We start from the raw sequence: 20,895 nt of genomic DNA, 5'->3' as shown, positions 1-20,895 counted from the left end.
ACACGTAGATCTTTCATGCGCAGTCTGGGAATCACCGGCGGCGCCGGCCTGGCACTCGGTGCTATGTCGTCCATCGGCCTGGCGCCGGCGGTGGCGTCGACGCCGAGGCGATTTCAGGCACCTGCCGCGGGTGACCTGATCGGAAAGGTCAAGGGAAATCACTCCGTCGTGATCCTCGGCGGTGGACCGTCCGGTCTGTGCTCCGCCTACGAACTGCAGAAGGCCGGATACAAGGTCACTGTCCTCGAAGCGCGCAACCGGCCGGGTGGTCGGGTGTGGTCGATCCGCAACGGCACCGAAGAAACCGACCTGAACGGTGAGACACAGACCTGTACGTTCTCCGAGGGGCACTTCTACAACCTCGGCGCGACGCGTATTCCGCAAAATCACAACACCATCGACTACTGCCGCGAACTGGGCGTCGAACTGCAGATGTTCGGAAACCAGAATGCGAACACCTTCGTCAACTACACCGGCAACAAGCCGCTGGCGAATCAGTCGATCACCTACCGAGCAGCCAAAGCCGACACCTACGGATACATGTCCGAGCTGCTGCAGAAGGCCACCAATCAGGGCGCTCTCGACCAGGTCTTGAGCAAGGAAGACAAAGAAGCACTCTCGTCCTTCCTCACCGACTTCGGTGATCTCTCCAGCGACGGCCGCTACGTCGGATCCTCGCGTCGAGGACACTCCGCGGAGCCGGGCGCCGGCCTCAACTTCGGAACCGAGATCGAACCATTCGGGATGAGCGATGTCATCCAGGGCGGCATCGGACGTGCATTTTCCTTCGAGTTCGGTTACGACCAGGCCATGACGATGATGACCCCCGTCGGCGGCATGGACCGGATCTACTACAAGTTCCAGGACGCGATCGGGATGGACAACATCGAGTTCGGTGCCGAGGTCAGCGGCATGCAGAACGTGCCGGAAGGCGTCACCGTCGACTACGTCGTCGACGGCAAAACCAAGTCGATCACCGCCGACTACGCAATCTGCACGATCCCACCGCACCTGATCAAGCGGCTGAACAACAACCTGCCCTCCGACATCCTGCTCGCGTTGGATGCAGCCAAGCCGTCGTCGTCGGGCAAGCTCGGTATCGAATACTCGCGTCGGTGGTGGGAGACGGAGGACCGCATCTACGGCGGCGCGTCGAACACCGACCGCGACATCTCCCAGATCATGTTCCCCTACGACCACTACAACTCCGACCGCGGCGTCGTGGTCGCGTACTACAGCTCGGGTAAGCGTCAACAGGCTTTCGAATCGCTCACCCACCGTCAGCGGCTGGCAAAGGCCATCGCCGAAGGCGCAGAAATCCACGGCGACAAATACACTCGCGACATCTCGTCGTCCTTCTCCGGAAGCTGGCGTCGCACCAAGTATTCGGAATCCGCCTGGGCATCATGGGCCGGCGCGGGAGATTCCCACGGCGGCATGGCAACTCCCGAGTACACCAAGCTGCTCGAACCCGTCGACCGGATCTACTTCGCCGGCGATCACCTCTCCAACGCCATCGCCTGGCAGCACGGGGCCTTCACGTCCGCGCAGGACGTCGTCACCCATCTGCATCAGCGTGTTGCGCAAACTGCCTGACGTGCTTCGTTTTCCATCACTTTTCTCTGGAGGTCACATCATGAAATCTCGCAGCACCAAGGTTCTTGCAGCGGCATTTGCCGCCACCGCGCTACTGGGCTTCGCCACGGCCTGCTCGTCCGATGAGGCGGACGCCGAGACCACATCGAGTTCGTTCGTCTCCAAATCGATTCTCGAAGCGGGGCAGGCAAACCCGATGATCGCTCAGGGTGTCGCGATCGGCGGCGACACCGCGATCTACAAGACCAGCGGCATCGGCCCGTCGGCAGGAAACAAGGCGGCGCCGGAAGGTTCGCCGGAGTCGTACATCGACGGCCAGTTCTCCGGCGGAGTTCTGCCTGCCGGGGTCACCGTCACCGAGGCGCAGGGCATCAACGTACTCAAGAAGATCCGCGACAACCTCGAAGCGCAGGGATTGAGTCTCGAAGACGTCGTGACGATGCGCGTCTTCCTGGACAACGCGCCGGGGTCGGACAAGGCCGACTACACAGGATGGAATCGCGCGTACCGCCAGTTCTTCGCCAATACCAATCTCGACACCGGTGATACGGAGCTGGTGCCGATGGGCACTGCCGAGCCGATCGCTCCGATCGAGCGCAACAGCGCTCGGCCCACCCGCTTCGCCCTCGAGGTTGCCGGACTGCCCGTTGCCGGTTGGCTCGTCGAGGTAGAGGTCGACGCGGTGTACCCCGATGGCAAGGAACCCGCCTGATGGGCGCGCTCAGCCCGACCCACTGGGCAATCGTCGCAGTAGTGCTCGTGGTGCTGTTCGGTTCGAAGAAGCTGCCCGACGCGGCCCGCGGCCTTGGCAGGTCGATGCGGATCCTCAAGACCGAAGTCGGTGAACTGCACTCGGATACGGACCTCGCGTTGGAGAAGCGAGACTGACCCCTGTGCGCGGTTGAGGAGTCCCCACACTCCTCAACCGCGCACAGGTCTTCTAGATCAGACCTTCGGAACGCGCTACCGATGGTGGTGACGGCGGACCCTTCACGAAGACATCGATCAGCACGTCCTCGTCCTGGTACGACGCGAACTGCGCCAACCCCGGTGTCTGGCGCACAGCCGAATGAACGGCGTCACCGTTCTGCGGATACTCCGGTACGACGTGACGCCAATGGGCGCACAGCAGCGTTCCACCAGGCTCGAGATGCTCGACGACGTGCAGCATTGCCTCGATCAGCTTTTCGAAGGTCAGGTAGTAGCCGACCTCGCTGATGACGACGAGGTCGAAAGTCTCGTCGGGCCAGTCGTCACCCAACGCCCACAGACGAAATTCGGCATCACGTCCGGTAAGCCGCGCACGGGCGCTCTCGAGTGCGGCCGGGACGATGTCGGTGGCGAGAACGCTGTCGCAGCGCTCTGCCAACTTCTCGGTGAGAACCCCGATCGAGCATCCAGGTTCGAATGCGCGACGGTATCGAGGTTTGGGGAGCATCGCGGCGCTGAGCGCGTACTTTCGCTGCTCGTACCACCGGGATTCGAAGTCCCACGGATCGGATTGCGCCGCATACATCTTGGCGAAGTAGTCCGCGGGAAGCTCACGATCGGTCATACGAACACCGTTTCGTACGGTCGCAGTAGTCGTTCCATCGCATGTCGGGGGAGGATGGGTGCATCCGCGGGATGGTCGGAAAGCGGGGCGATCTGTGAAGTGAACTCATTGGCAGCAGCCGATTTTGCAGCCTGAACGTCGGAGGGCAAGGCCACTCTTCTGGCCCTTTCCCACGGGACTGCTGCATGATCCGGCTCAGCCCAATGCCACGCCCAGATGGGGTACTCGATCAATCGTGATCCAGTGTCCGCGCAGGCCTTCGCCGCTGCCTCCCCGGTGGCTTCATGGTCGGGGTGGCCGTCCCCGCGCCATGTCGAGGCGCACCAGGTACCCGTCGAGGAATCACCGAGAATCGAGCTGAGACGGTCGGTCAACTCCTGTCGGTTCTCGCTGATCTTCCCGTCTGGAAGGCTCAATCGAACCGGTGCGGGAATTCCGAGTACACGCGCTGCTCGATCCGACTCGGACCGCCTGAGATGTTCCATCTCAGGCTGAGTCACTGTTGGTGAATCGGGATGTGAGGCTCCACCGTCGGTGACAGACACCACGTGAACGTCGATGCCGGAAAGCGTTGCGATAAGAGCAGTTCCACCCAGTCCGAGTATTTCGTCGTCGGGATGGGGAGCGACGACGATCAATCGCGAGCACCCGGTGAGATCCAGTTCCGGAAAGCTGCGTCCCCACTCCTGCCATGTCGATTCGGGAGTGCCGCCATCGTCGACAGGCTTCTGCGCGAACAGTTTCGAGTTCACCACGGCCGTTTCCCCTTGGCCGCAATCCGGCCCAGTTCGGCGAGATCCTTCTCGGCGTGGCTCTGCCGCAGGTAGACGGTGAGGTCGGCTACCCGCGCGGCATGCTCGGCGTCCATGCAGAGCGGTGCGGCGCCGAGAGCGCGTCCCACCCGATCCAGGGTCTCGGTGGCGGCGCGCTCGACAATTGCCCGCACACGGAGTGCCCGCTGCATGGCCTCGGCATTTTCGTCGAAAGGATCGGCGTCGATCTCCGCCGCCGCGACTGCGAGCGCGTTGCGCGCTGCGGCCAGCGCCGCATCGACCGCGCCGAGGTGGGCGAGTAGGTAGGGATCGTCGCTGCTTGCAGCCTTGTCGTACAACGGATCTGCAACGCCGCAGGCACCGCCGTACCAACATGCAGCCACGCCTATCGCGCCGTGCCAGAACCCCGGCCTGCTCAGGTAGTCGCCTGCCGTCCCGACCGGTATCGCCGGAACCATGTCGAAGTCGACCGCGCTGGAGTCGCTTTCGGCCATACCGACGGCCTTCCACGAATCGGGAACGGGATGCACCCCAGGTAGTCCGAGCTCAACTGCGAAGAGTGAGGGTACTCCGTCGACCAAGGCGGTGATCAGTGCATGCGTGCAGGTGTTGGCACCGGAACACCACAATTTGCGGCCGGTGAGCGTCCAGATCCCTACGTGCTCAGACGCATTCACCACAGGTTCGGGTGGCTCGGCCGCCCACACTCCCCACAGCTGCCCGGGTTCGGGATCCGGCCCGTCGAGTTCGGTGAGTATCGCGACGGCATCGGTGTGAGCCTCAGCCATCCGCCCGAGAACCACATTCTCGCGCGTGAGCTCTGCCAGGGAGGTCCACCGCGCGGCTGTCGCGCCGCCGCCGGGAAGCGGCAAGTACAGTCCACCTGCGTCCAGGAGTGTGTGTAGTCGTTTCATCGTGCCAGCTCCGCTTCTTCGTTATCGGCGGTCGTACAACCCAGGTTACGGATATGTCCGGCAAAGCCGCCCGGAGTTCGGCCGTCGAGACGCGCAGACGTGGTGACCGCAATGTCTTCTGCCCACGCGATACAGGCACCAGCCTCGCTCAACCGCCGGACGAGATCGACGTCCTCGTCTTCTTCGAGATCGGAGAATCCTCCGACGCTCCAGTACATATCCGCGCGGACACCGAGGTTGGCCCCGTGGACGTGACCGTGTCGGCCATATGGATGTGCGTGGTACATACGTTCGTATCGTTCACGAACGGAGTGTGGATGGCCTTCCCAATCCGCGATGCGTACGGTTCCCGCGACGACGTCCGCAGTACGCGCATACTCCAATTGGCGCGCAATCCAGGTGGGGCCGACCACCGAATCTGCATCGGTGGTGGTGAACCACGCCGAAGCTCCCAACTCTCGGCCGAACTCGGAAAAGCCCGTCGCTCGCGAACGTCCGACGTTCTGGTGCTCGACGCGGAGTACTTCGACCCCGTCGGGGATGACACCGGCGGTTCCGTCCGAACAGTTGTCGAGGACGGCAACCAGTCGGACGGGGACAACGCAAGCCGACGCCGCTGTTGCGAGTGCGCGAAGGCAATTGGGGAGGTCTTCGGCTTCGTTGTGGGCGGGAACTACGACAAGAACCTGGTCGATTGGCACAGTGACGATCCTTTCCTCACCCTGGTACGGTCGGGTCTTCTTTCGTCCCGGTTCTCAACAGATAACCACATTTCGGACGAGTGCCGCCGCTCGACCGCCAGCAGTCACGCAGGTCGAAAACTGTTTCGGTGAAACATCTCTGGATGCGTTTGGGAACTGTGACTTCGGGGTACAAGACGGGGTTTTGCGACTGTGCTTTAAGGTGCAAAACGGGGTTTTGCACCGAAGAATCTTCAGAACCGGCGGTGGCGCACCGAATCGATGAGCATCCGGGCAACCTCGTGCAGTTTCACGTTGGTGTTCTGCGATTGCTGCACAAGACGGCTGAATGCTTCCTCGGCGTCGATGCCGTGGACGGCGATCAGGACACCTTTGGCTTGTTCGATCTCGGCTCGAGATTCCATGGCGCAGTGCAACTGTTCGATGTGCTCGTGTGCTTGACGCCAGCGTCGTGAATCTGCGATCGCCGCGCCCGCACCGGCGGTGAACAATTTCATCAACTCTTCGTCGAAGGCCTTGAACTCTGTCGAGGCGAATCCGTAGACGTTGAAAGCGCCGAGCAGTTCGGTGTTCCCTTCGCCCATGGTGATCGGCACGGACAAGTAGGACCGGACGCCTTGTTTGCGGGCTTCGTCGGTGAATTCCGGCCATTCGTCGACGTGATCACCCACCTTTGCCCGAACCGAGGACACCGTGCGCGCGGCGTCAACGCACGGACCACGATCAGCGGAGTGCTGGGCGTCATCTATCTCGGAAAGGTAGTCCGCGGTGGACGCAGCAGTTCGTGGGCCATCGGTGGACAACACCGTCACGCTGACAGCATCGGCGTCAGGCAGTGCTTTGACCGCGGTCTCGGCCAGACGTTGGAGCATGGAGTCGAGATGCTCGTCCGTGTTCAGATTGGACCGGAGTCCGGCAATCGCTTCGGCGAGTGTGTCGAGCGAATCTGCTGCGGAAGCAAACGCCGCGGCTACCTGAGGAGCGTCCGCATTGCCTGTCATGACTCAGGTCTACTCCGCAAACTGCGACGATGTAACCGTTCCGGGCAGTCGATGCTGCGATGTTCGCATGAAATCCGAGGTTCCTGGGTAGCCGCACGCAGCGATGTGCGATGTCGCCTGAAAAAGAGGAGCCGATGATGATCCTGCGTCTACCTGGTGTGTATCGACCGCAACACGACACGTCGTTACTGGCGGATGCGCTGCTGTTCGAGCACCTCACCGCTCGCAGCCGGGTCCTGGATCTGTGCACGGGGACCGGCGCCCTCGCCGTCGCGGCATCGGCGGCTGGTGCAGGCCACGTCGTCGCGGTCGACATATCTCGCCGAGCGTGCGCCAATGCTCGTCTCAACGGAATCCTCAACGGAACCTTGATCGATTCCCGTCGCGGCGACCTCACCGAGGCGGTACACGGCGAACTCTTCGATCTGGTGATCTCCAACCCGCCGTACGTCCCTGCGCTGGCAGACGATCTACCTACCGCTGGAATCGAACGGGCTTGGGACGCAGGCAAGGACGGACGCGCCCTCATCGACAGGATCGCGGCCACCGTTCACGAAGTACTCGTCCCCGGCGGCACACTACTTCTTCTGCAGTCGGTACTGTGTGGGGTCGACAAGACCGAGGCGATACTCGAGGAACACGGTATGGCCGTGGAGATCTCGGCCCGGAAGTACATTCCCTTCGGGCCCGTGATGCGCGAGAGGCGCACCATGCTCGAGGCACGAGGGTTGATCACCACCGGTCAGGAAATCGAACAACTCGTGATCATTCGCGCAACGAAGTCTCGCCCTTCTCCCAACTCGATGTGAGGTGATCGCCGAGAAGGTCGTCGAACGCGAGGCACGTTGCAGCGCCGAACAAGATGTCATCAGTGCGGTGCGGCTGCGAAGAAGCAAGACCGCCGGCAAGTTCCCGAACGGCGATCTGTTCGTGAACGGAATCCGCTTCCACGTGCTCGTCGTAGAACAGTGTCGCGTCCGAACCGAATCCGAGTCGGCGCAAGCCGGCACTGTACCGTTTGCTCGGCAGCGCCGACGTGGTCTCGACGGCGCACAGGTGCCCGACCAGCGCTCCGAGATGTCGGCGATGAAAGCCGAAGAGCGAGAGAGCATTCAACGACGCCAAGGTTACCGCGGGAACAGCATCGATGTAGTGGCCGTAGCGGTCCGAAAGGCCGACAGCCCGCATGGTGTCGGCAAAAAGACGCGAATGCATTCGCTCTGCGCTGCCCCCTCCGTACTCGTCGCTCTGCACTTCGACGAGGGCTGCTTTGACGGCACCGGAGAGGCGCGAAATTCCAAGGGTGTGCACATCCGCTTCACGCAGCTGATTGAGCGAACGGTGAATCAGCACCTCCGCGAACTGATCGATTGTGGCGTCCTTCGCCATAAAGGACGCCAGACCGGGGCCTGCACTGGGAGCCGTCATCGCCCACAAATCGGCTACGACGTCACCGGACGACGGAACCTTTCCCACGAGTTCCACGATGGCGGCCTCGAAATGCGTCTCGAGACGCGACCTCGCCGCGAGCAGGTCCAGATTCCACTCCCACGCGTCCGCGACGTTCTCGATTCCCTGCAAATGAAGCTCGTAGAGGAGCGTCAGAGTCAACTGAGCGTCGTCGTCTCGAAGAATGTCGTAGGTGGGGTCGATGGACCGTGCAACCTCGTAGGCGTCAGCGGCAGCCGTAAGCTCCCTCGGATCGGCCGAGGAGCGCAGAATGGAAACGAGAGTGGCGCTCAGTGGGCCGCGAGCCTGTGGAACAGGCATGGAAGTGGGCACGCCAGTGGCCGAATCGAGAAGTGAAGAGGACATATGACCGCGTTTCCCGAATCGTCATCTGCCGAAACACCGAGTGTTGCCGGTAACAACACCACCATAACCGCCTGCTCGGACGGCCCGCTGCTGGTGCGTGGTGACTTCGAGTTGCTCCGTGACGACGGCACTCCGATAGAGAACAAGCGCTCTACGGTTGCTTTGTGTCGATGCGGGCGGACCGGCATTGCGCCGTTCTGCGACAGCTCCCACAAGAAGAAGCGGGCGCGAGCGACGTAACCGGGGCCAACTCGCAACGAGCCCGACCTGTAAACCAAGACGGCCCTGAAACCAAGAAAAGGCTGGATGCCGGCACCGTGCGGTGCAGCGTCCAGCCTTTTCAGTCTGAAGTCAGACTGGGATCGAACTCAGATGGCGCGAACGTTCTGAGCCTGGGGGCCCTTCTGGCCCTGTCCGATCTCGAACTCGACCTTCTGGCCCTCGTCGAGGGACTTGTAGCCGCTGCCCTGGATCTCCGAGTAGTGAACGAACACATCCGGTCCGCCACCTTCCTGCTCGATGAATCCGAAGCCCTTTTCACCGTTGAACCACTTGACACTGCCCTGAGCCATAACCAAATTCTCCTGGATCCATCGAGCCGAGCCCTCCCATCGAGAGTCCGGTCTCACACCTGATCCTGCCATGCTCTTCTTTTTCTGTCTCCAATTACATGCATGGCGAGTTGCAGTATTTGACGGGTTTGTCCCGTTCCTGGACCACGTCGGAAGCAGGTGATTGTTCAACTATGCGCGTTTACCTGCTGTGATGTATTCGTCGCTTCGATGTAGCGCGAAATGACAACACCTGTGTTAAATCTGGATTCGCGGCGCAGAATGCCACCCCGATACCCAGGAGGGGACCAAATACCCAACTCGATCGGGGTCGAGATCAGTCCGAATCGTCGGGTTTGGTGTGCCCGTCGAACGTCACATGGATGTTCTCGTGGGGAACAGCGCGTTGGGCTTTTGCTTGATCGGCGAAGGTGCGCCGATCGCCTTCGATGAGTTCGGTGTTGTCGGTGAACGGAGCCAACAACGCCCGCGGATGGAGTTTGTCGACTCGCACGACGTTGATTTCCGCGCACATGACGATCGAGGCGGCAGCGAGGAACAAGAAGGCCAACAAACCCAGAACGATGGCAAAGACGCCATTGGTGGTGGAGGCACCCCGCACCACGGAGGTCACGTAGAGGGCACCGAAGGACTGAAGTGCTTGCCAGAGAACAGCAGCGGCGATCGCTCCAGGCGCCACGTCGGCTACCGAGAGCGGGCGGGCGCAGGTGAGCCGGAAAGCGACGATGAAGATGCCTGCATTCAAGACGACTACCGCAAGGGTCAACAGGAAGCTGAACGAACCGCCCAGATGAAGCGCACCGCCGATGTTGGAGACAGCGGTGGTCCCCAAGATCGCGAGACCGATGGTGCCCAGCAGCAGTAACCCTTGAAGACGCCCGCGGATGGGATCCGGTCGCATGTTTCGGGGCACCGACCACACCGTGTTCATCGCATTCTGGCAAGCCAGAGCGACACCGAGGCCACCGTAGAGACCACCGACGATTCCGATCACCAGCCCTGTGACACCGCCGCCGATCTGTTGCGCATTGCCCAGATCGTCACCGATCACCGGAAACTGATGCAGAGCGGAGTCCAAGATTTGTTGCTGAAGCTCGGGGTTGCCAGAGAGCACGAAGCCGAGAATGGTCGAGAGCAACAGAAGAAGAGGGAAGAGCGAGACGAAGCCGTAGTACGCGATCAGCGCGGCGAGATAAACACCTTGATCGTCGAGGAACTTGTAGAGGACCGCTATCGGGAACCCCAGGGCCGGATGCTTCTGTTGCAAGGCATCGAGGCGCTTGGCGATTGTCATTCTCGGTCTCTCTCAGCTCGTCGGACAGCCCGACGAACCTTAGTCGCTGCGAGCGCGCGGCGCTCGACGCCGGTGCAGGCTTGGCGTCAGGAGGCTTCGAGTGACTTTTCTGCTTCGGCGAGCGCGCGCATTGCTCCCTCGACCGAGTTGGTGACCGGAAATTCCTCTTCCGCCCGTGCGGCCCGAAGCAAGCGTCGAAGCGGGTGTGACCCGATGACGGACCACTGGAAGTCGTGCGCTCGTGAACGGGAGTTCAGTTCGGCGAACAGTTCGAGGCAGACCGCACCGACGAACAGTGAGTTGGACAGGTCGAGAATGACGCGGGACCACTCCGCAGCGTACGAGTTGAGAAGTTCTCTCAGTTCTGGGGCGGACAGTTTATCGAGGTCGACGTCGACCTGGATCAGGACTGTCGAGGGTGCTATCCGCCAGGCCGCGAAGCCTTGTGTGTCCACGATCGGACCCAATTGTGTTGAGGGATCGACGAAATCGATCGCTGTGTGGTCGAGTTCATTCAGATTCATGGCAGATCCGGTCTGTGTGCTTTTCGTCGAAAGGCTGACGACCGACCTGGCGGCACGGAAAGTGGAAGAGTCCAGGTGTGGAAAGCATTGAGCCCAATGGATGTACGCAGGAAGTTGTGACCTGAATCCAGAGTCCTGATGCGAACCGAGCGCCAGCGGCTTCAGCCCCGGCTGTATTCTCAACCTCGGTATCGCTCAGTGTAGCTCGAGGGCTTGGATCGGTCCAGGCTTGTAGTCGAATATTAAGCGGTGCAATGTTTTTGGCTCGACACTTCGGTATGGTTGGGGATCAGCGCCACCTGACGAAGGGATTTCAGATGAACGACCGCGATGCACTCACGGCCATCTCGACCAAGCTCGACACACTGATCGGCGCGGAGACCAACGGTCTGCAGGACGAGGTTCCGCCCGGTTCCAGTGTTCAGCGCACCGAGCAGGACGGCGAGCACGGCCGGTGGGGGCACGATTACCGTCTCGCCAACAAGTATCTCGAGGCTCTCGACATCGGCCAGCCCGGGCTCATTGACCGAGACGAGATGGAACGTCTTGCGCAGGAATACATCTGATCCTGGGGACCTACTTCAGAAGATTTCACCCATCTCGGTGCGCAGCTGCTTCAGTGTCTGAGTGAGGATTCTGGATACATGCATCTGAGAGATGCCGATCTTTTCGGCAATCTGGGACTGGGTGAGATGACCGAAGAATCTGAGAACGACGATCGTTCGCTCACGCTCCGGTAGTGCAAGGAGCGCGGGTCGCAGGGTTTCGTGATTGTCGATCCGACTGATCGCTTCGTCGTACTGTCCCAAAGTATCGATCAGAGTCAGTCCGCTCCCGTCGCCGGCTGACGCGGTGTCGAGCGGTGTGGTTCGATATGAATTTCCGGCGGTCAACCCCTGTTCGACCTCGTCCGGCTCGATGTCGAGCTCCGTCGCAAGTTCCGCTACCGTCGGTGCACGGCCGAGCGTCTGCGACAACGACGTGAGCGCCCGGTTGAGGGCAAGATGTCGTTCCTGAAGGCTGCGAGGTACGCGTACGGACCAGCCGTGATCGCGAAAATGCTTGCGTACCTCGCCCATTACGGTGGGGACTGCGAACGACAGGAAATCCGATCCTTTGTCTACGTCGAATCGCTGCACAGCCTGTACCAACCCCACGCGCGCAACTTGTTCCAAGTCCTCGAAAGGCTGGCCGCGCCCCTGGTAGCGACGTGCAACGTGGGTGGCGAGCGGTAGGCACAGTTCGATGATCGAGTTGGTGATCTTTTCCCGGGTCGGATCATCCGGCGGAAGCGAGGCCATCGAGACGAACAATTCGACAGCTAGTTCGTACTGGTCCTTCTTGTCCGGTGGTACAGCCTTGCCCGGTGGGACAGTATCGTCCGGTGGGACAGCGGTCACGCACGCTCCTGGAGCAAGCCCTTTTCAAGCGTCATCGTCAGGGTGATGTGACCGTCCGCGTCGATTTCCGATTGCTCCAAACGGACCGAGTCGACCAGTGCTTCGAGAACGAACCATCCGAAGCTGTGGGACTTGTCGGGTATTTCGGAGTGCGCGATCACCGACACGACGATCCGAAGAGTGCGACCGTAGGTCTCGAATCGGCAGGTCAAGTCGCTGGACGGTATCGCATGGCCGATGAGGATGCTCGCGACTTCGTCCATCGCCAGAGCAAGGTCGGCTGTCCCGTCGACGTCCAATCCGGTGTTGTTGGCAACCGTGCGGGTGATTCCGCGCAGAGTCGGCAGTTGGGAGTACGACGCTCGGACGCGGAGCGAGGCAATGGAGTCGTGAGTAAGTTCGGCTTCGGTCGGACTCGACAGAGGAATCAAGGGGCTTCCTGTAGGTAGATGTGGCGTAATTCCGGCGGACCGAGGCAAGGAACGGTACCGGCCATGCGTGCCAGCCATCTCTACCCCGGAAGTATTCATGGCCTTCGATTACCCTTCGCCCGGCGAAGTAATCCTCTTTACCCGAACTAGAGGATGAATTGTGAGACACATCACCTGTGGTGCGCTCGTACCGAATCCCATCTTTCATTTGTGACCCGTTCGGGTACGTCCGTTTCATGGGCACTCAGGCGGACAGGCAGATCCCCGTACACACACGACCGGAAGGTGTCACGGACGACGAGGTCAAGGCAGCGGGGGTGTTGTCGAACGCCCTCGAAACGGTGGAGCGGGCGCGCGGCGCTCTGTACGACTTCCATCAGCTGATCGGACATGCAGATCTGATGCTCGACGAGGTCGTAGAGCTACTGCGAACCAGCGGTAACGACGAGCTGGCCGATCAGGTCGAGAAAGAGTTGATGGGACGGAACGTGGTCGAAGGGCGCTGGACCTTCCAGCTGGTCGAGGAGTTCGACGAGAACTACTGGTCCTTCTTTCGCGAATGCGAACGAGTGGTGCGTGACAAGCTGGCCGGCGGAGTGCCGCACCTCTTCGAAGCCGAGATGAAGGAGCGACGCCGCACGCACGGTTTACGGCATCACGAGGCCAGGCCGTGAGGTTGCCATCTACTCCGGTGAGTTCGCAGCGGCACTGATCAGTGGTTCAGTTCGACCTTTACGCAACGATTCTCGTTCGGTCGCGGTCATGCCGCCCCAGATACCGTGGGGTTCCCCGGTCTGGATGGCGTGCACGAGGCATCTCTGCACGACAGGACACCTGGCGCACACCAGCTTCGCCGAACTCTCGCGTTTCGCTCGCCTGGAGCCGCGCTCGTTCGTGTCGTCGTAGAACAGGGCGGGGTCGGTGTCGCGGCAGGTGCCGGACAGCTGCCAATCCCACTCGTCGGCAAGGGGCCTGGGAGATGTGTAGGAGCGCATGAACATGGACGTTCCCTTCGCTGCGTGACGAACTCGACTCGGATCGGGGATCCAGGTCGGGTGTTAAGGCAAAGCTCGGTCCCGCCGGCCTGAACCGGCGGGACCTTCGAGGCTCCTCCCTCGAGGGGAAGATTTCGGGGGTACCTCTGGTCGGTCATTACCCAGCCGTACAACCTTTGAATCCCGGTCGTCAGGAATTCTTTTGATCGACGGCACGTCTCTCTGCCGCGGCGACAAGACCACCAGCGATGTCGCGCACCTTGACGTTCCATTCCTGCGACATCTCGACCAGAAGGTCGAAGGCTTGATCGGCCGAGCACTCGCGCTCGGCCATCAGTAATCCCTTGGCCTGCTCGATCACGGGCCGAGAATCCAAAGCTCTTCTCAGTTCGTCGTTTTCCGCGCGAAGGCGGGTAAGGACGTCTGACGCTGAACTGGACTGCTGAGCCTGGGGTCGTTGAACCTCGTACACACGATGAAGCACTCCGATCACCCCGCCGTCATCATCGGTGACGGCGGAATTGACCGTATTCCAATAGCGCGTGACAAACAGCCCACTACCTCGCTCATCGCGCACGTCGTAACGCTGAGTCGGCAGTGCGTCCCGAGTTCTGGAGTGCATCGTGCGCTCGAATGACGCTGTCAACGAGAAGATTCCGTCGGCAAACGAGTCGTCGGGATTGTCGGGGAAGGCTTCGAACACTTCCACTCCGTGCAACTGGTCGAGGCTGCGGCCGGACACGGCAAGGTACTCGTCGTTTGCGCCCTGGATACGGAAATCGCTGTCCACGAGCAGAAGAGAAGAAGTGCTTGCCGCAAATCGATCGCTTCGAACGATCGAGCGGAGAGTGCTCGAACTCATGATTGTGTCGTTTCTGTCCTGTCTTCGACGGCTGCGGCCCCTGATATTTCAGAAGTAATTGATCGCGAGAACTCCAAGGGCGGTGCCTGCCACGATCGATCCGAACAACAAACGCTGCTGCAACACGAACATCTGATACTCGCGACGTGTTTGTGCCGACGTGCCGCGCGAGTCCGCAGACATGCTCTTGCCCTTTCCTGTTGTGGGGATCGCGATTTCGGCCGACCCCCGATCGGCCGAAATCGCGGACGGTGCGTCAGTTCTGACGCGCCTCGTTTGCGGCATCCTGCTCGGTGGACGCGCCTTCGTGTACGAGGCTGCCGCCGGAGTTCTCGAGGTGCGCACGAACGAACCACTGGAACTTCTCCAACTGTGCCGTTTGGCCGATCAGCATGTCTTCTGTGATCGGATCGATCTTGCCGACGCTGTCGATTGCAGTGCGGCTGTCGGTGATGACCCCGGTGTAGACGAGGTCGAGCGCAGCCAGATGTGCGCGAGCGTCGTCGCGGCCGACGGAGTAGTCGTCCCAAGTCCGGTCGCGCTCGATCGCTCCCGCTGTGCCCTTGGGGGAGTTGCCCAGTGCCGCGATACGTTCCGCCACATCATCGGCGTAGCCGCGAACCAGCTCCACCTGCGGGTCGATCATCTCGTGCACGCCAATGAAGTTGGGTCCGACGACGTTCCAGTGGACGTGCTTGAGCGTCAGATGAAGGTCGTTGTAGGCGCTGAGGCGTTCCTGCAGAATATCGGCGACGGACGAACCGTCTGCGCTGCTCAGTCCCGGTACGGTGAACTCGGACATATGTTTTCCTCTCGTCTTGATGGGGATCGCCCGCGAACGGGGCGGTCTCGCGCCATCGTCAATCGGATCGCGTGTCGGTCAGGTTCAGTGCGCGAGTGCTACTGGCTCCTCTGTCACCGGGTCGCCGTACATCATCGCGATTCGGCGCTTGACCTCTTCGGTTGTCAAAGTCGCGCTTGCAACAGTGATTCCGATGCCGGTGGTGCTCTCGCCCTGTGTGGGCGGGATGTCGATCGTCGTCATCTTGCTCCCGGTGAAGAGTGTGCCGTGAGGGAGTCGGCTGAACCACCGACTCCGACGTCTGGGTGTTATACACCTTCGAGTGCCGGTTATGGCGCTTTCAAGTGCTACAAAATCTATATCAGCCGATGTAGATAATTGGCAAGGCTACTTCGATTCGATGGCTAAAGGAAGCTCCCTGTGCGATCTTGTCGAAATCGGCTTTGATCTGCCATTACATGCCTTCTCGGCTCGACGATTTTTGTCATGAGTGGCCCTGGACACGCTTGAATCTATGTCCTGGGCGTCAGATTCACTGCGTGATGATGCTAAGGTCGGATGACGCCGAATGAGACAGCCGACACCGAACTAGGAGGTTCCAGTGACGTCGGAATCCCAGACCCGGGCGCTGCGCGGCGTATACGGGATCTCAGTGATGTCAGAACTGTCCGGGGTAGGACCTCAGACGCTGCGCCTTTACGAGCGAAGGGGCCTGCTCACACCAACCCGCACGGATGGCGGTACACGCCGTTACAGCGAGGCCGACCTGGATACGCTCGGACGAATCACCGCGCTGATCGACGACGGAGTCAATCTTGTCGGTATCCGTCTGATTCTGTCCCTGGAGGCCGAGAATGCAGTCTTGGCGGCTCGAATCAGCCAGTTGACCGCCGAGGGTCACTAGTAGCGTTGCTCCATACGATGCCGTTCAGGATGGAGTTTCGGTGCGGGTAGGGTCGCCGAAGTCCGCGTCGGCGGAGATCTTGTTGCCTGCCGCTTCGATCTGTTCGAGCGCGGCGTCCAAAGCATCGACCAACCATTGATGCGACGCTTCCGCGAGGAGGCGATCCGGTGTGTCGGTGTTTTCGGATTGGAAGAACCGCACCAGCCACGATTCTCCGTTGTCGGGTCGATCGGAGAGTCCGGCCGCGGTATTGGTCGCCAGAAGATAACGGTTGTATTCGAGATCGACACGAATGGCGTACTCGCCGAACAGGTTCACCACATTGGCCGGCCGATGAGTAGCAGCAGCGAGCGCGATGAGAGCGTCGTTGTAGGTTTCGGAGTACTTCACCGTGAGGGGCATGGTCGGCCTGTCTTTCTGGGCCGATGCAGCATTGCACGGCTATGTTGAGGAGATCAGTTCGCAGCCGCTGCTTGACGATGAACTGAAACCAATCCTAGCTCGAGTCTCCGCTCACCCTTGACGCAAGCCCACGGGGTCAGTTGTTGCGTGCAAAGTCAGACTCGCGCTCCGTGACGAACTGATTGTCCGGGCGCGGTTCTGGCGGCGAAAGTGCAGTCAGGAACGACTCGGCCCACTGATGCACATCATGCGTCATGACCTGGCGATGCAGCGCAGCCATACGGCGACGGCCCTCTTTCGGATCCTGATGAACTGCGGTCAGGATTGTATTCTTCACGCCGTCCAAATCGTGCGGGTTGACCAGGTATGACTGTCGTAATTCCATTGCAGCACCGGTGAACTCGCTGAGAACGAGAGCGCCTCCGAGGTCGCCTCGGCAGGCCACGTACTCCTTGGCCACCAGATTCATCCCGTCACGCATCGGCGTCACGAGCATGACGTCGGCAGCGACGAACAGTGCGATCAGTTCTTCGCGGTCGACCGGCTGATACAGGTAGTGAACTACGGGGCGGCCGATCTGACTGTGGTCGCCGTTGATGCGGCCCACCTGTTCCTCGATGACACTGCGAAGGTCGATATAGTGTTGCACGCGTTCACGACTGGGCGTGGCGAGCTGCACCATCGTGTACTTCTCCGGATCCAAGCGGCCCTCGTCGAGGAGTTCCTTGAGGGCTTGCAGTCGCAGGTCGATGCCCTTGGTGTAGTCCAGGCGGTCGACTCCCAGCAGGATTTTTTCGGGATTTCCGAGCTCTTCCTTCAATTCGCGTGCGCGGCGCAGGACCGATTCGCTCTTCGACTGGCGCTCCAGCTCGGCCGAATCGACGGAGATGGGAAATGCCCCCACCTTGACGACGCGAGAGTCGAAATCCACATGCCCGAGCGCACTTCGAACACCGACGCCCGCGGTCGTTGTCTTGAGTCCGAGTAGTTTTCGGGCCAGAAACAGGAAATTGTTTGCGCCACCAGGCAAGTGGAAGCCGATCAGATCGGCGCCCAGCATTCCCTTGACGATCTCCTTGCGCCACGGAAGCTGCATGAAGAGCTCGACCGGAGGAAACGGAATGTGAAGGAAGAACCCGATCGTCAGGTCCGGGCGCAGTTCGCGCAGCATTGCCGGCACGAGTTGCAATTGATAGTCCTGCACCCAGACGGTGGCTCCGTCCGCGGCGCAACGGGCGGTTTCCTCGGCGAACCGCTGGTTGACCGCGACGTACGTGTGCCACCACGACCGTTCGAACGTCGGTGCCACCAGGACGTCGTGGTAGAGCGGCCACAGCGTGTCGTTGGAGAACCCCTCGTAGTACTCGGCGAGGTCCTGAGAGGTCAGCTCGACGGGAAACAGACGAAGGCCGTCAACCACTATGGGATCTACCTTCTCGTCCGCGACGCCCGGCCAGCCGACCCAAGCGCCGTCTCGCTGTCGCAGGATGGGTTCGAGAGCAGTGACGAGTCCACCCGGACTTCGCTTCCAGTTCTTGCCACCGTCCTCGTCGGTTTCGAGATCGACGGGTAGTCGGTTTGCGACGACGACGAATTCGGAGAGCTTTTCGAGATCGGTACTCACGCCGACATCGGCTCCGCCAGGGTCTCGTCCAGCACGGTGGTCGAGGACAGGTATGTGACCGCCTCGGCTGTCGAGTCGGTGAACACGATGTCTGCGTCCATCTTCAGAAGAGACAGCGGGCGCCTGACGGGGTGCGCTGCGACGAGCGTCCAAGGAACGCCGAGCCTTCGTGCCTTGGCCGACAGAGTCTCGATGATGGAAAGACCTCCGACGGAGATGAACTGGACGTCCGAGCAGTCGAGTACGAACGGGTGACGCTCACCGATCAGGTCGTCGACGCAGGCAGCGAAATCAGCTCGGGACCGGACGTCGATCTCGCCGCTGACCACGAGCGATTGAATGTTTTCCGCACACGTCGTGGTGAATGTGGGGGGACTGTCCGTACGCTCATCTGTAGTTCTCGAAAACTCGTTCATCGAAACTCCTGACGGATTGCTCGAAACGGTTCGTTCGAACGGTCTGGTTCGAAACGGTTTCGTTCGAAACCGGGAAACGGCACGGGAAGCAACGCACGAACCGTGCTCGTCTTCAACGGCTGGGTACTCAACCGTGCTGAGTGCCTACCTTACCGCATCGCGAAAACCCAGGTGAAAAGCGTTAGATCCGTAAGGATTTCAAGGACCCGTGAGCGTCGGCCCACGGGACCTTGGTCCCGATGACTGAGCTCTTGCGCGATCAGTCGGTGTCGGTTGCCGGGCCGGTACTCGAGGCTCCACCCTCGTCGGCCCACGTACGCTCGCCCGACGGATCGGTCTGAACGTCCTTGTGTGCGGCATCGGCCCCGGTTCCGGGACCGTGGTCGGTGCCGGTGGTCTGCGGCTCGTCCGTCTGATCAGTGCGGTCGGTGGAATTTCGTTCACTCATGGTGGCTGCGTCTCTCTGAAGGTTGGTGTTCATGTACTTGTCGTTTCTTGCTCACCCGCGAGGGGTACTCAATAGGGGTAGTACGTCACGTCGAGTCAGTACGTCACGTCGAGCCATACCAGCAAAGTCAGCTGTCACCGAAGCAGGAGATTTCACGTGAACCATATGACCGTGACGACCGAACACCTGCGTGCACTGCTGGGCAGCGGGCCCCATTCGGAATTGGTAGCGGTTGGGGGCGAGATCGAGATCTACGTCCCCGATGAAGAAGGGTTCGGTCTCGAGGGTATCTCGCTTGTCACTCGCGAACAGTTGGCCGAGCGCCTACCGTCCTCGCACGACAACCCCGACGAAGGTGAACTACGTATCGCCGCAGAATCGTTGAGCGAGATGATCGCCGAACTCGGCGGCTGACGTCTGAAGTTCGGGGCAGCTGACTTCAGATCTGCGGGATCGGATCCGGGGGATACGGGTTCGGTGGCGTCGGAGTCGGTGGCACGGGCGGGGGATTCAGCGGATCGGGTGGTGCCGGCGCGGGGGGTGTCGGCGACCCCGGGTCGGGGACGGGGCCCGGATCCGGTGGTGGGGGAGTGGTCATGAGTGCCGGGTTCCCAAACACTTGCCGAACAAACACCTAGTGCTCGGAGTGGCTTTTGGTGTTCTCCTCGGCAGGTAGATCATCCACGATGTCGACTACGGCGATGTGGACGCTCTCTGCAGAGACGGGTGGGTCCATGTCGCCGAGGATCAGGTGAACGACATCGACGACGGTGAATCGAACCCGGTCCGACAGTTCGGCCAGATCCACTCCGTATGGCGCTGCCAGTTCGATACGTAGTGAACGTATTTCGTGGCCGTCGACGAAGAACTCGATACTGCTCGGCGAGCAGTGGTGTCGAGAACGTATCTCGGCGGCCAAATGGGTGCGGAGTACGTGATCGCTCACCGACACCGTGCCTAGACGTGGACCTTCGGACGCGTGTGCGTCGAGCGGCCAACCGGACGCCGAGGTCGACCGTAGCGCCCGGATCACCTTGTCGCTGATTCGATCCCAGCCTGGCTCGGGAGCGTTCCGCAGGACGTCGGATGCGTGCGCCATCAATGCGTCGGTTCGTGATTCAGTCATCGCCACCTCGTCATTCGTTCACTCAGGTTAGCCCGTGCACGATGGTGATGCCCTCGCACTGCATCCGGAGTGAGTCTCAGAATCTTGCCGATTTGAACGAACGTGAGCATCTCCACCTCTCGCAGCGTCCAGGCCGCACGCTGGCGATAAGGCAATTCACCCAACGCTTCTTCCAGTGCCTCCAGGAACGCGGCGTTCGAGGTCGTGTCGAACGGGCCGGCCTCGGGAGACGGCACGAGAGGATCCAGCAGCTTGTCGTCGATGGGTTGCGCTCTCTTGATTCGATAGCTGTCCACGATCTTTCGGGAACAGATCGCGAAAAGCCATGTTCGCATCGACGATTCGCCACGAAAGGAATCGAGTCGGCGCCACGCCGCCACGAAGGTGTCCTGGACTACCTCGAGAATGTCGCCTTCATCTGCGAGCATTCGACGCGCATAGCGGTGAAGTGCAGGTCCGTAGTAGTGCACCAGTGACTCGAATGCTTCTCGGTCGCCGAGTATCGCAGCGTCCACCGTTGCGGTGTCCAAGCCGTCAGGTGCTTCGGTGAGCCCCTGTGTGTGCGGTAACGCCACAGTCGCTCCTCTCGCGGAAATGCGGAAAACTCGGCTGCGTTCGAAGATTGTTCGCCCGGCCGGGGCGTTGAATGTTACGGACAGTAACTAACAAGTGTCAGTGATGCACGTCACCTGACTGGGGCATTCGGTTTTGCCTTCGAGTGACGACTACACAGGTAGATC

The 20,895-nt window shown here is 60.8% G+C and carries 31 protein-coding genes; 9 read left to right on the top strand and 22 right to left on the bottom strand.

Translation table 11 applies throughout. From position 1 onward, the window contains the following. Positions 1–15 precede the first annotated feature (15 nt). Genes ACKAMS_RS27775 through tatA form a run of 3 tightly spaced genes read left to right on the top strand, consistent with a single transcriptional unit; the run spans position 16 to position 2,484 of the window. Complete coding sequence (locus ACKAMS_RS27775; protein WP_408989868.1) at positions 16–1,596, top strand: flavin monoamine oxidase family protein; 1,581 nt, start codon at positions 16–18, stop codon at positions 1,594–1,596. A 40-nt stretch (positions 1,597–1,636) separates the two neighbouring features. Then, the gene (locus ACKAMS_RS27770) at positions 1,637–2,308 is read left to right on the top strand and encodes a Rid family hydrolase (RefSeq protein ID WP_020968713.1); all 672 of its coding nucleotides are present in this window, start codon (positions 1,637–1,639) and stop codon (positions 2,306–2,308) included. Continuing rightward, on the top strand, positions 2,308–2,484 hold the full coding sequence (gene tatA, locus ACKAMS_RS27765) for a Sec-independent protein translocase subunit TatA (RefSeq protein WP_019747480.1): 177 nt from the start codon (positions 2,308–2,310) through the stop codon (positions 2,482–2,484). The genes ACKAMS_RS27770 and tatA overlap by 1 nt, the downstream gene beginning before the upstream one ends. A 52-nt stretch (positions 2,485–2,536) precedes the next feature. On the opposite strand, the gene ACKAMS_RS27760 is transcribed toward tatA, so the two are convergent. From ACKAMS_RS27760 to ACKAMS_RS27740, 5 genes are all read right to left on the bottom strand, one after another. Continuing rightward, on the bottom strand, positions 2,537–3,151 hold the full coding sequence (locus ACKAMS_RS27760) for a bifunctional 2-polyprenyl-6-hydroxyphenol methylase/3-demethylubiquinol 3-O-methyltransferase UbiG (protein ID WP_019747479.1): 615 nt from the start codon (positions 3,149–3,151) through the stop codon (positions 2,537–2,539). After that, a complete protein-coding gene (locus tag ACKAMS_RS27755) occupies positions 3,148–3,906 on the bottom strand; it encodes a PIG-L deacetylase family protein (protein ID WP_113682262.1) in 759 nt (252 codons plus the stop codon). Before ACKAMS_RS27755 ends, ACKAMS_RS27760 begins: the two co-directional genes overlap by 4 nt. Then, positions 3,900–4,838, bottom strand: coding sequence for an acyl-CoA dehydrogenase (locus ACKAMS_RS27750; RefSeq protein WP_019747477.1), 939 nt, complete (start codon positions 4,836–4,838; stop codon positions 3,900–3,902). Before ACKAMS_RS27750 ends, ACKAMS_RS27755 begins: the two co-directional genes overlap by 7 nt. Next, a complete protein-coding gene (locus ACKAMS_RS27745; RefSeq protein WP_021343174.1) occupies positions 4,835–5,539 on the bottom strand; it encodes a glycosyltransferase family 2 protein in 705 nt (234 codons plus the stop codon). The genes ACKAMS_RS27750 and ACKAMS_RS27745 overlap by 4 nt, the downstream gene beginning before the upstream one ends. Positions 5,540–5,772: 233 nt before the next feature. After that, positions 5,773–6,540, bottom strand: a complete 768-nt coding sequence (locus ACKAMS_RS27740; RefSeq protein ID WP_070385394.1) for a GAF and ANTAR domain-containing protein — start codon at positions 6,538–6,540, stop codon at positions 5,773–5,775. Positions 6,541–6,650: 110 nt separating this feature from the next. Here ACKAMS_RS27740 and ACKAMS_RS27735 point away from each other — a divergent pair, with 110 nt between their 5' ends. Then, complete coding sequence (locus ACKAMS_RS27735; protein ID WP_019747474.1) at positions 6,651–7,349, top strand: HemK2/MTQ2 family protein methyltransferase; 699 nt, start codon at positions 6,651–6,653, stop codon at positions 7,347–7,349. On the opposite strand, the gene ACKAMS_RS27730 is transcribed toward ACKAMS_RS27735, so the two are convergent. After that, a complete protein-coding gene (locus ACKAMS_RS27730; protein WP_080910151.1) occupies positions 7,306–8,355 on the bottom strand; it encodes an iron-containing redox enzyme family protein in 1,050 nt (349 codons plus the stop codon). The two genes, ACKAMS_RS27735 and ACKAMS_RS27730, sit on opposite strands and share 44 nt — an antisense overlap. On the opposite strand from ACKAMS_RS27730, the gene ACKAMS_RS27725 reads away from it, so the two are divergent. Then, positions 8,356–8,595, top strand: coding sequence for a CDGSH iron-sulfur domain-containing protein (locus ACKAMS_RS27725; RefSeq protein ID WP_019747472.1), 240 nt, complete (start codon positions 8,356–8,358; stop codon positions 8,593–8,595). 128 nt (positions 8,596–8,723) lie between these two features. Here the strand turns inward: ACKAMS_RS27725 and ACKAMS_RS27720 are convergent, their stop codons facing one another. The 3 genes from ACKAMS_RS27720 to ACKAMS_RS27710 form a co-directional block, all read right to left on the bottom strand. Continuing rightward, the gene (locus ACKAMS_RS27720) at positions 8,724–8,927 is read right to left on the bottom strand and encodes a cold-shock protein (RefSeq protein WP_003943666.1); all 204 of its coding nucleotides are present in this window, start codon (positions 8,925–8,927) and stop codon (positions 8,724–8,726) included. Between the two features lie 316 nt (positions 8,928–9,243). Then, positions 9,244–10,221 carry a YihY/virulence factor BrkB family protein gene (locus ACKAMS_RS27715; RefSeq protein ID WP_003943713.1) on the bottom strand — a complete coding sequence of 326 codons (978 nt, stop codon included), beginning with the start codon at positions 10,219–10,221 and terminating at the stop codon, positions 9,244–9,246. A gap of 86 nt (positions 10,222–10,307) precedes the next feature. Beyond that, positions 10,308–10,745, bottom strand: coding sequence for an STAS domain-containing protein (locus ACKAMS_RS27710; protein WP_029254687.1), 438 nt, complete (start codon positions 10,743–10,745; stop codon positions 10,308–10,310). Between the two features lie 317 nt (positions 10,746–11,062). On the opposite strand from ACKAMS_RS27710, the gene ACKAMS_RS27705 reads away from it, so the two are divergent. Then, positions 11,063–11,311, top strand: a complete 249-nt coding sequence (locus tag ACKAMS_RS27705) for a hypothetical protein (RefSeq protein ID WP_020968722.1) — start codon at positions 11,063–11,065, stop codon at positions 11,309–11,311. Between the two features lie 15 nt (positions 11,312–11,326). Here the strand turns inward: ACKAMS_RS27705 and ACKAMS_RS27700 are convergent, their stop codons facing one another. Then, the gene (locus ACKAMS_RS27700; RefSeq protein WP_223258034.1) at positions 11,327–12,046 is read right to left on the bottom strand and encodes a SigB/SigF/SigG family RNA polymerase sigma factor; all 720 of its coding nucleotides are present in this window, start codon (positions 12,044–12,046) and stop codon (positions 11,327–11,329) included. A 95-nt stretch (positions 12,047–12,141) separates the two neighbouring features. Beyond that, entirely contained in the window at positions 12,142–12,576 is a 435-nt protein-coding gene (locus ACKAMS_RS27695; RefSeq protein ID WP_019747468.1) for an anti-sigma factor, read from the bottom strand. Positions 12,577–12,812: 236 nt separating this feature from the next. Between ACKAMS_RS27695 and ACKAMS_RS27690 the strand changes: the two genes are divergently transcribed. Further along, positions 12,813–13,250, top strand: coding sequence for a hypothetical protein (locus tag ACKAMS_RS27690; protein ID WP_308372096.1), 438 nt, complete (start codon positions 12,813–12,815; stop codon positions 13,248–13,250). 9 nt (positions 13,251–13,259) lie between these two features. On the opposite strand, the gene ACKAMS_RS27685 is transcribed toward ACKAMS_RS27690, so the two are convergent. The 5 genes from ACKAMS_RS27685 to ACKAMS_RS27665 all read right to left on the bottom strand — a co-directional run bounded on the left by ACKAMS_RS27685 (position 13,260) and on the right by ACKAMS_RS27665 (position 15,478). Continuing rightward, positions 13,260–13,571, bottom strand: coding sequence for a WhiB family transcriptional regulator (locus ACKAMS_RS27685; protein ID WP_037120154.1), 312 nt, complete (start codon positions 13,569–13,571; stop codon positions 13,260–13,262). A gap of 190 nt (positions 13,572–13,761) precedes the next feature. After that, on the bottom strand, positions 13,762–14,433 hold the full coding sequence (locus tag ACKAMS_RS27680; protein WP_308372097.1) for an ANTAR domain-containing protein: 672 nt from the start codon (positions 14,431–14,433) through the stop codon (positions 13,762–13,764). A 48-nt stretch (positions 14,434–14,481) separates the two neighbouring features. Further along, positions 14,482–14,616: a hypothetical protein gene (locus ACKAMS_RS27675; RefSeq protein WP_020968725.1), complete on the bottom strand. Its 135-nt coding sequence runs from the start codon at positions 14,614–14,616 to the stop codon at positions 14,482–14,484. Positions 14,617–14,689: 73 nt separating this feature from the next. Continuing rightward, positions 14,690–15,235, bottom strand: coding sequence for a Dps family protein (locus ACKAMS_RS27670; protein WP_020906547.1), 546 nt, complete (start codon positions 15,233–15,235; stop codon positions 14,690–14,692). 84 nt (positions 15,236–15,319) lie between these two features. Next, positions 15,320–15,478, bottom strand: coding sequence for a hypothetical protein (locus ACKAMS_RS27665; protein WP_003943664.1), 159 nt, complete (start codon positions 15,476–15,478; stop codon positions 15,320–15,322). 358 nt (positions 15,479–15,836) lie between these two features. Between ACKAMS_RS27665 and ACKAMS_RS27660 the strand changes: the two genes are divergently transcribed. Beyond that, complete coding sequence (locus tag ACKAMS_RS27660) at positions 15,837–16,139, top strand: MerR family transcriptional regulator (protein ID WP_060939090.1); 303 nt, start codon at positions 15,837–15,839, stop codon at positions 16,137–16,139. A 24-nt stretch (positions 16,140–16,163) separates the two neighbouring features. Here ACKAMS_RS27660 and ACKAMS_RS27655 read toward each other — a convergent pair whose 3' ends face one another. The 4 genes from ACKAMS_RS27655 to ACKAMS_RS27640 form a co-directional block, all read right to left on the bottom strand. Beyond that, positions 16,164–16,541, bottom strand: coding sequence for a hypothetical protein (locus ACKAMS_RS27655; RefSeq protein WP_019747463.1), 378 nt, complete (start codon positions 16,539–16,541; stop codon positions 16,164–16,166). 136 nt (positions 16,542–16,677) lie between these two features. Continuing rightward, positions 16,678–18,165 (bottom strand): trehalose-6-phosphate synthase, encoded by a 1,488-nt coding sequence (locus tag ACKAMS_RS27650; protein WP_019747461.1) that lies wholly within the window; start codon positions 18,163–18,165, stop codon positions 16,678–16,680. After that, positions 18,162–18,581, bottom strand: a complete 420-nt coding sequence (locus ACKAMS_RS27645; protein WP_019747460.1) for an STAS domain-containing protein — start codon at positions 18,579–18,581, stop codon at positions 18,162–18,164. Before ACKAMS_RS27645 ends, ACKAMS_RS27650 begins: the two co-directional genes overlap by 4 nt. 259 nt (positions 18,582–18,840) lie before the next feature. Further along, entirely contained in the window at positions 18,841–19,029 is a 189-nt protein-coding gene (locus ACKAMS_RS27640) for a PI-type proteinase (protein WP_228117918.1), read from the bottom strand. A 165-nt stretch (positions 19,030–19,194) separates the two neighbouring features. Between ACKAMS_RS27640 and ACKAMS_RS27635 the strand changes: the two genes are divergently transcribed. Beyond that, the gene (locus ACKAMS_RS27635) at positions 19,195–19,443 is read left to right on the top strand and encodes a hypothetical protein (RefSeq protein WP_095971909.1); all 249 of its coding nucleotides are present in this window, start codon (positions 19,195–19,197) and stop codon (positions 19,441–19,443) included. Between the two features lie 220 nt (positions 19,444–19,663). Here ACKAMS_RS27635 and ACKAMS_RS27630 read toward each other — a convergent pair whose 3' ends face one another. Both ACKAMS_RS27630 and ACKAMS_RS27625 read right to left on the bottom strand, forming a co-directional pair. After that, positions 19,664–20,155 (bottom strand): hypothetical protein, encoded by a 492-nt coding sequence (locus ACKAMS_RS27630; RefSeq protein WP_225989303.1) that lies wholly within the window; start codon positions 20,153–20,155, stop codon positions 19,664–19,666. Beyond that, positions 20,152–20,730, bottom strand: a complete 579-nt coding sequence (locus ACKAMS_RS27625; protein WP_020968728.1) for an RNA polymerase sigma factor — start codon at positions 20,728–20,730, stop codon at positions 20,152–20,154. The genes ACKAMS_RS27630 and ACKAMS_RS27625 overlap by 4 nt, the downstream gene beginning before the upstream one ends. Positions 20,731–20,895: the final 165 nt, after the last annotated feature.

Origin of the sequence: Rhodococcus sp. 5A-K4 (assembly GCF_046097995.1) — a bacterium.
GTDB classification, from domain to species: Bacteria; Actinomycetota; Actinomycetes; order Mycobacteriales; family Mycobacteriaceae; genus Rhodococcus_F; species Rhodococcus_F erythropolis.
Note: the sequence above shows the minus strand (reverse complement) of the source record. Positions and strands in the feature narration are given on the sequence as shown.

What these genes read in the sequence shown, in the direction of transcription:
- ACKAMS_RS27655 (WP_019747463.1), bottom strand. Translation starts at nt 16,541, where the DNA reads ATGCCCCTCACGGTGAAGTACTCCGAAACCTACAACGACGCTCTCATC.
- ACKAMS_RS27680 (WP_308372097.1), bottom strand. Translation starts at nt 14,433, where the DNA reads ATGAGTTCGAGCACTCTCCGCTCGATCGTTCGAAGCGATCGATTTGCG.
- ACKAMS_RS27645 (WP_019747460.1), bottom strand. Translation starts at nt 18,581, where the DNA reads ATGAACGAGTTTTCGAGAACTACAGATGAGCGTACGGACAGTCCCCCC.
- ACKAMS_RS27700 (WP_223258034.1), bottom strand. Translation starts at nt 12,046, where the DNA reads ATGGCCTCGCTTCCGCCGGATGATCCGACCCGGGAAAAGATCACCAAC.
- ACKAMS_RS27750 (WP_019747477.1), bottom strand. Translation starts at nt 4,838, where the DNA reads ATGAAACGACTACACACACTCCTGGACGCAGGTGGACTGTACTTGCCG.
- ACKAMS_RS27715 (WP_003943713.1), bottom strand. Translation starts at nt 10,221, where the DNA reads ATGACAATCGCCAAGCGCCTCGATGCCTTGCAACAGAAGCATCCGGCC.
- tatA (WP_019747480.1), top strand. Translation starts at nt 2,308, where the DNA reads ATGGGCGCGCTCAGCCCGACCCACTGGGCAATCGTCGCAGTAGTGCTC.
- ACKAMS_RS27710 (WP_029254687.1), bottom strand. Translation starts at nt 10,745, where the DNA reads ATGAATCTGAATGAACTCGACCACACAGCGATCGATTTCGTCGATCCC.
- ACKAMS_RS27670 (WP_020906547.1), bottom strand. Translation starts at nt 15,235, where the DNA reads ATGTCCGAGTTCACCGTACCGGGACTGAGCAGCGCAGACGGTTCGTCC.
- ACKAMS_RS27640 (WP_228117918.1), bottom strand. Translation starts at nt 19,029, where the DNA reads ATGAGTGAACGAAATTCCACCGACCGCACTGATCAGACGGACGAGCCG.
- ACKAMS_RS27685 (WP_037120154.1), bottom strand. Translation starts at nt 13,571, where the DNA reads ATGCGCTCCTACACATCTCCCAGGCCCCTTGCCGACGAGTGGGATTGG.
- ACKAMS_RS27740 (WP_070385394.1), bottom strand. Translation starts at nt 6,540, where the DNA reads ATGACAGGCAATGCGGACGCTCCTCAGGTAGCCGCGGCGTTTGCTTCC.
- ACKAMS_RS27690 (WP_308372096.1), top strand. Translation starts at nt 12,813, where the DNA reads ATGGGCACTCAGGCGGACAGGCAGATCCCCGTACACACACGACCGGAA.
- ACKAMS_RS27665 (WP_003943664.1), bottom strand. Translation starts at nt 15,478, where the DNA reads ATGACGACGATCGACATCCCGCCCACACAGGGCGAGAGCACCACCGGC.
- ACKAMS_RS27770 (WP_020968713.1), top strand. Translation starts at nt 1,637, where the DNA reads ATGAAATCTCGCAGCACCAAGGTTCTTGCAGCGGCATTTGCCGCCACC.
- ACKAMS_RS27720 (WP_003943666.1), bottom strand. Translation starts at nt 8,927, where the DNA reads ATGGCTCAGGGCAGTGTCAAGTGGTTCAACGGTGAAAAGGGCTTCGGA.
- ACKAMS_RS27760 (WP_019747479.1), bottom strand. Translation starts at nt 3,151, where the DNA reads ATGACCGATCGTGAGCTTCCCGCGGACTACTTCGCCAAGATGTATGCG.
- ACKAMS_RS27725 (WP_019747472.1), top strand. Translation starts at nt 8,356, where the DNA reads ATGACCGCGTTTCCCGAATCGTCATCTGCCGAAACACCGAGTGTTGCC.
- ACKAMS_RS27735 (WP_019747474.1), top strand. Translation starts at nt 6,651, where the DNA reads ATGTCGCCTGAAAAAGAGGAGCCGATGATGATCCTGCGTCTACCTGGT.
- ACKAMS_RS27635 (WP_095971909.1), top strand. Translation starts at nt 19,195, where the DNA reads ATGACCGTGACGACCGAACACCTGCGTGCACTGCTGGGCAGCGGGCCC.
- ACKAMS_RS27675 (WP_020968725.1), bottom strand. Translation starts at nt 14,616, where the DNA reads ATGTCTGCGGACTCGCGCGGCACGTCGGCACAAACACGTCGCGAGTAT.
- ACKAMS_RS27775 (WP_408989868.1), top strand. Translation starts at nt 16, where the DNA reads ATGCGCAGTCTGGGAATCACCGGCGGCGCCGGCCTGGCACTCGGTGCT.
- ACKAMS_RS27630 (WP_225989303.1), bottom strand. Translation starts at nt 20,155, where the DNA reads ATGACTGAATCACGAACCGACGCATTGATGGCGCACGCATCCGACGTC.
- ACKAMS_RS27705 (WP_020968722.1), top strand. Translation starts at nt 11,063, where the DNA reads ATGAACGACCGCGATGCACTCACGGCCATCTCGACCAAGCTCGACACA.
- ACKAMS_RS27730 (WP_080910151.1), bottom strand. Translation starts at nt 8,355, where the DNA reads ATGTCCTCTTCACTTCTCGATTCGGCCACTGGCGTGCCCACTTCCATG.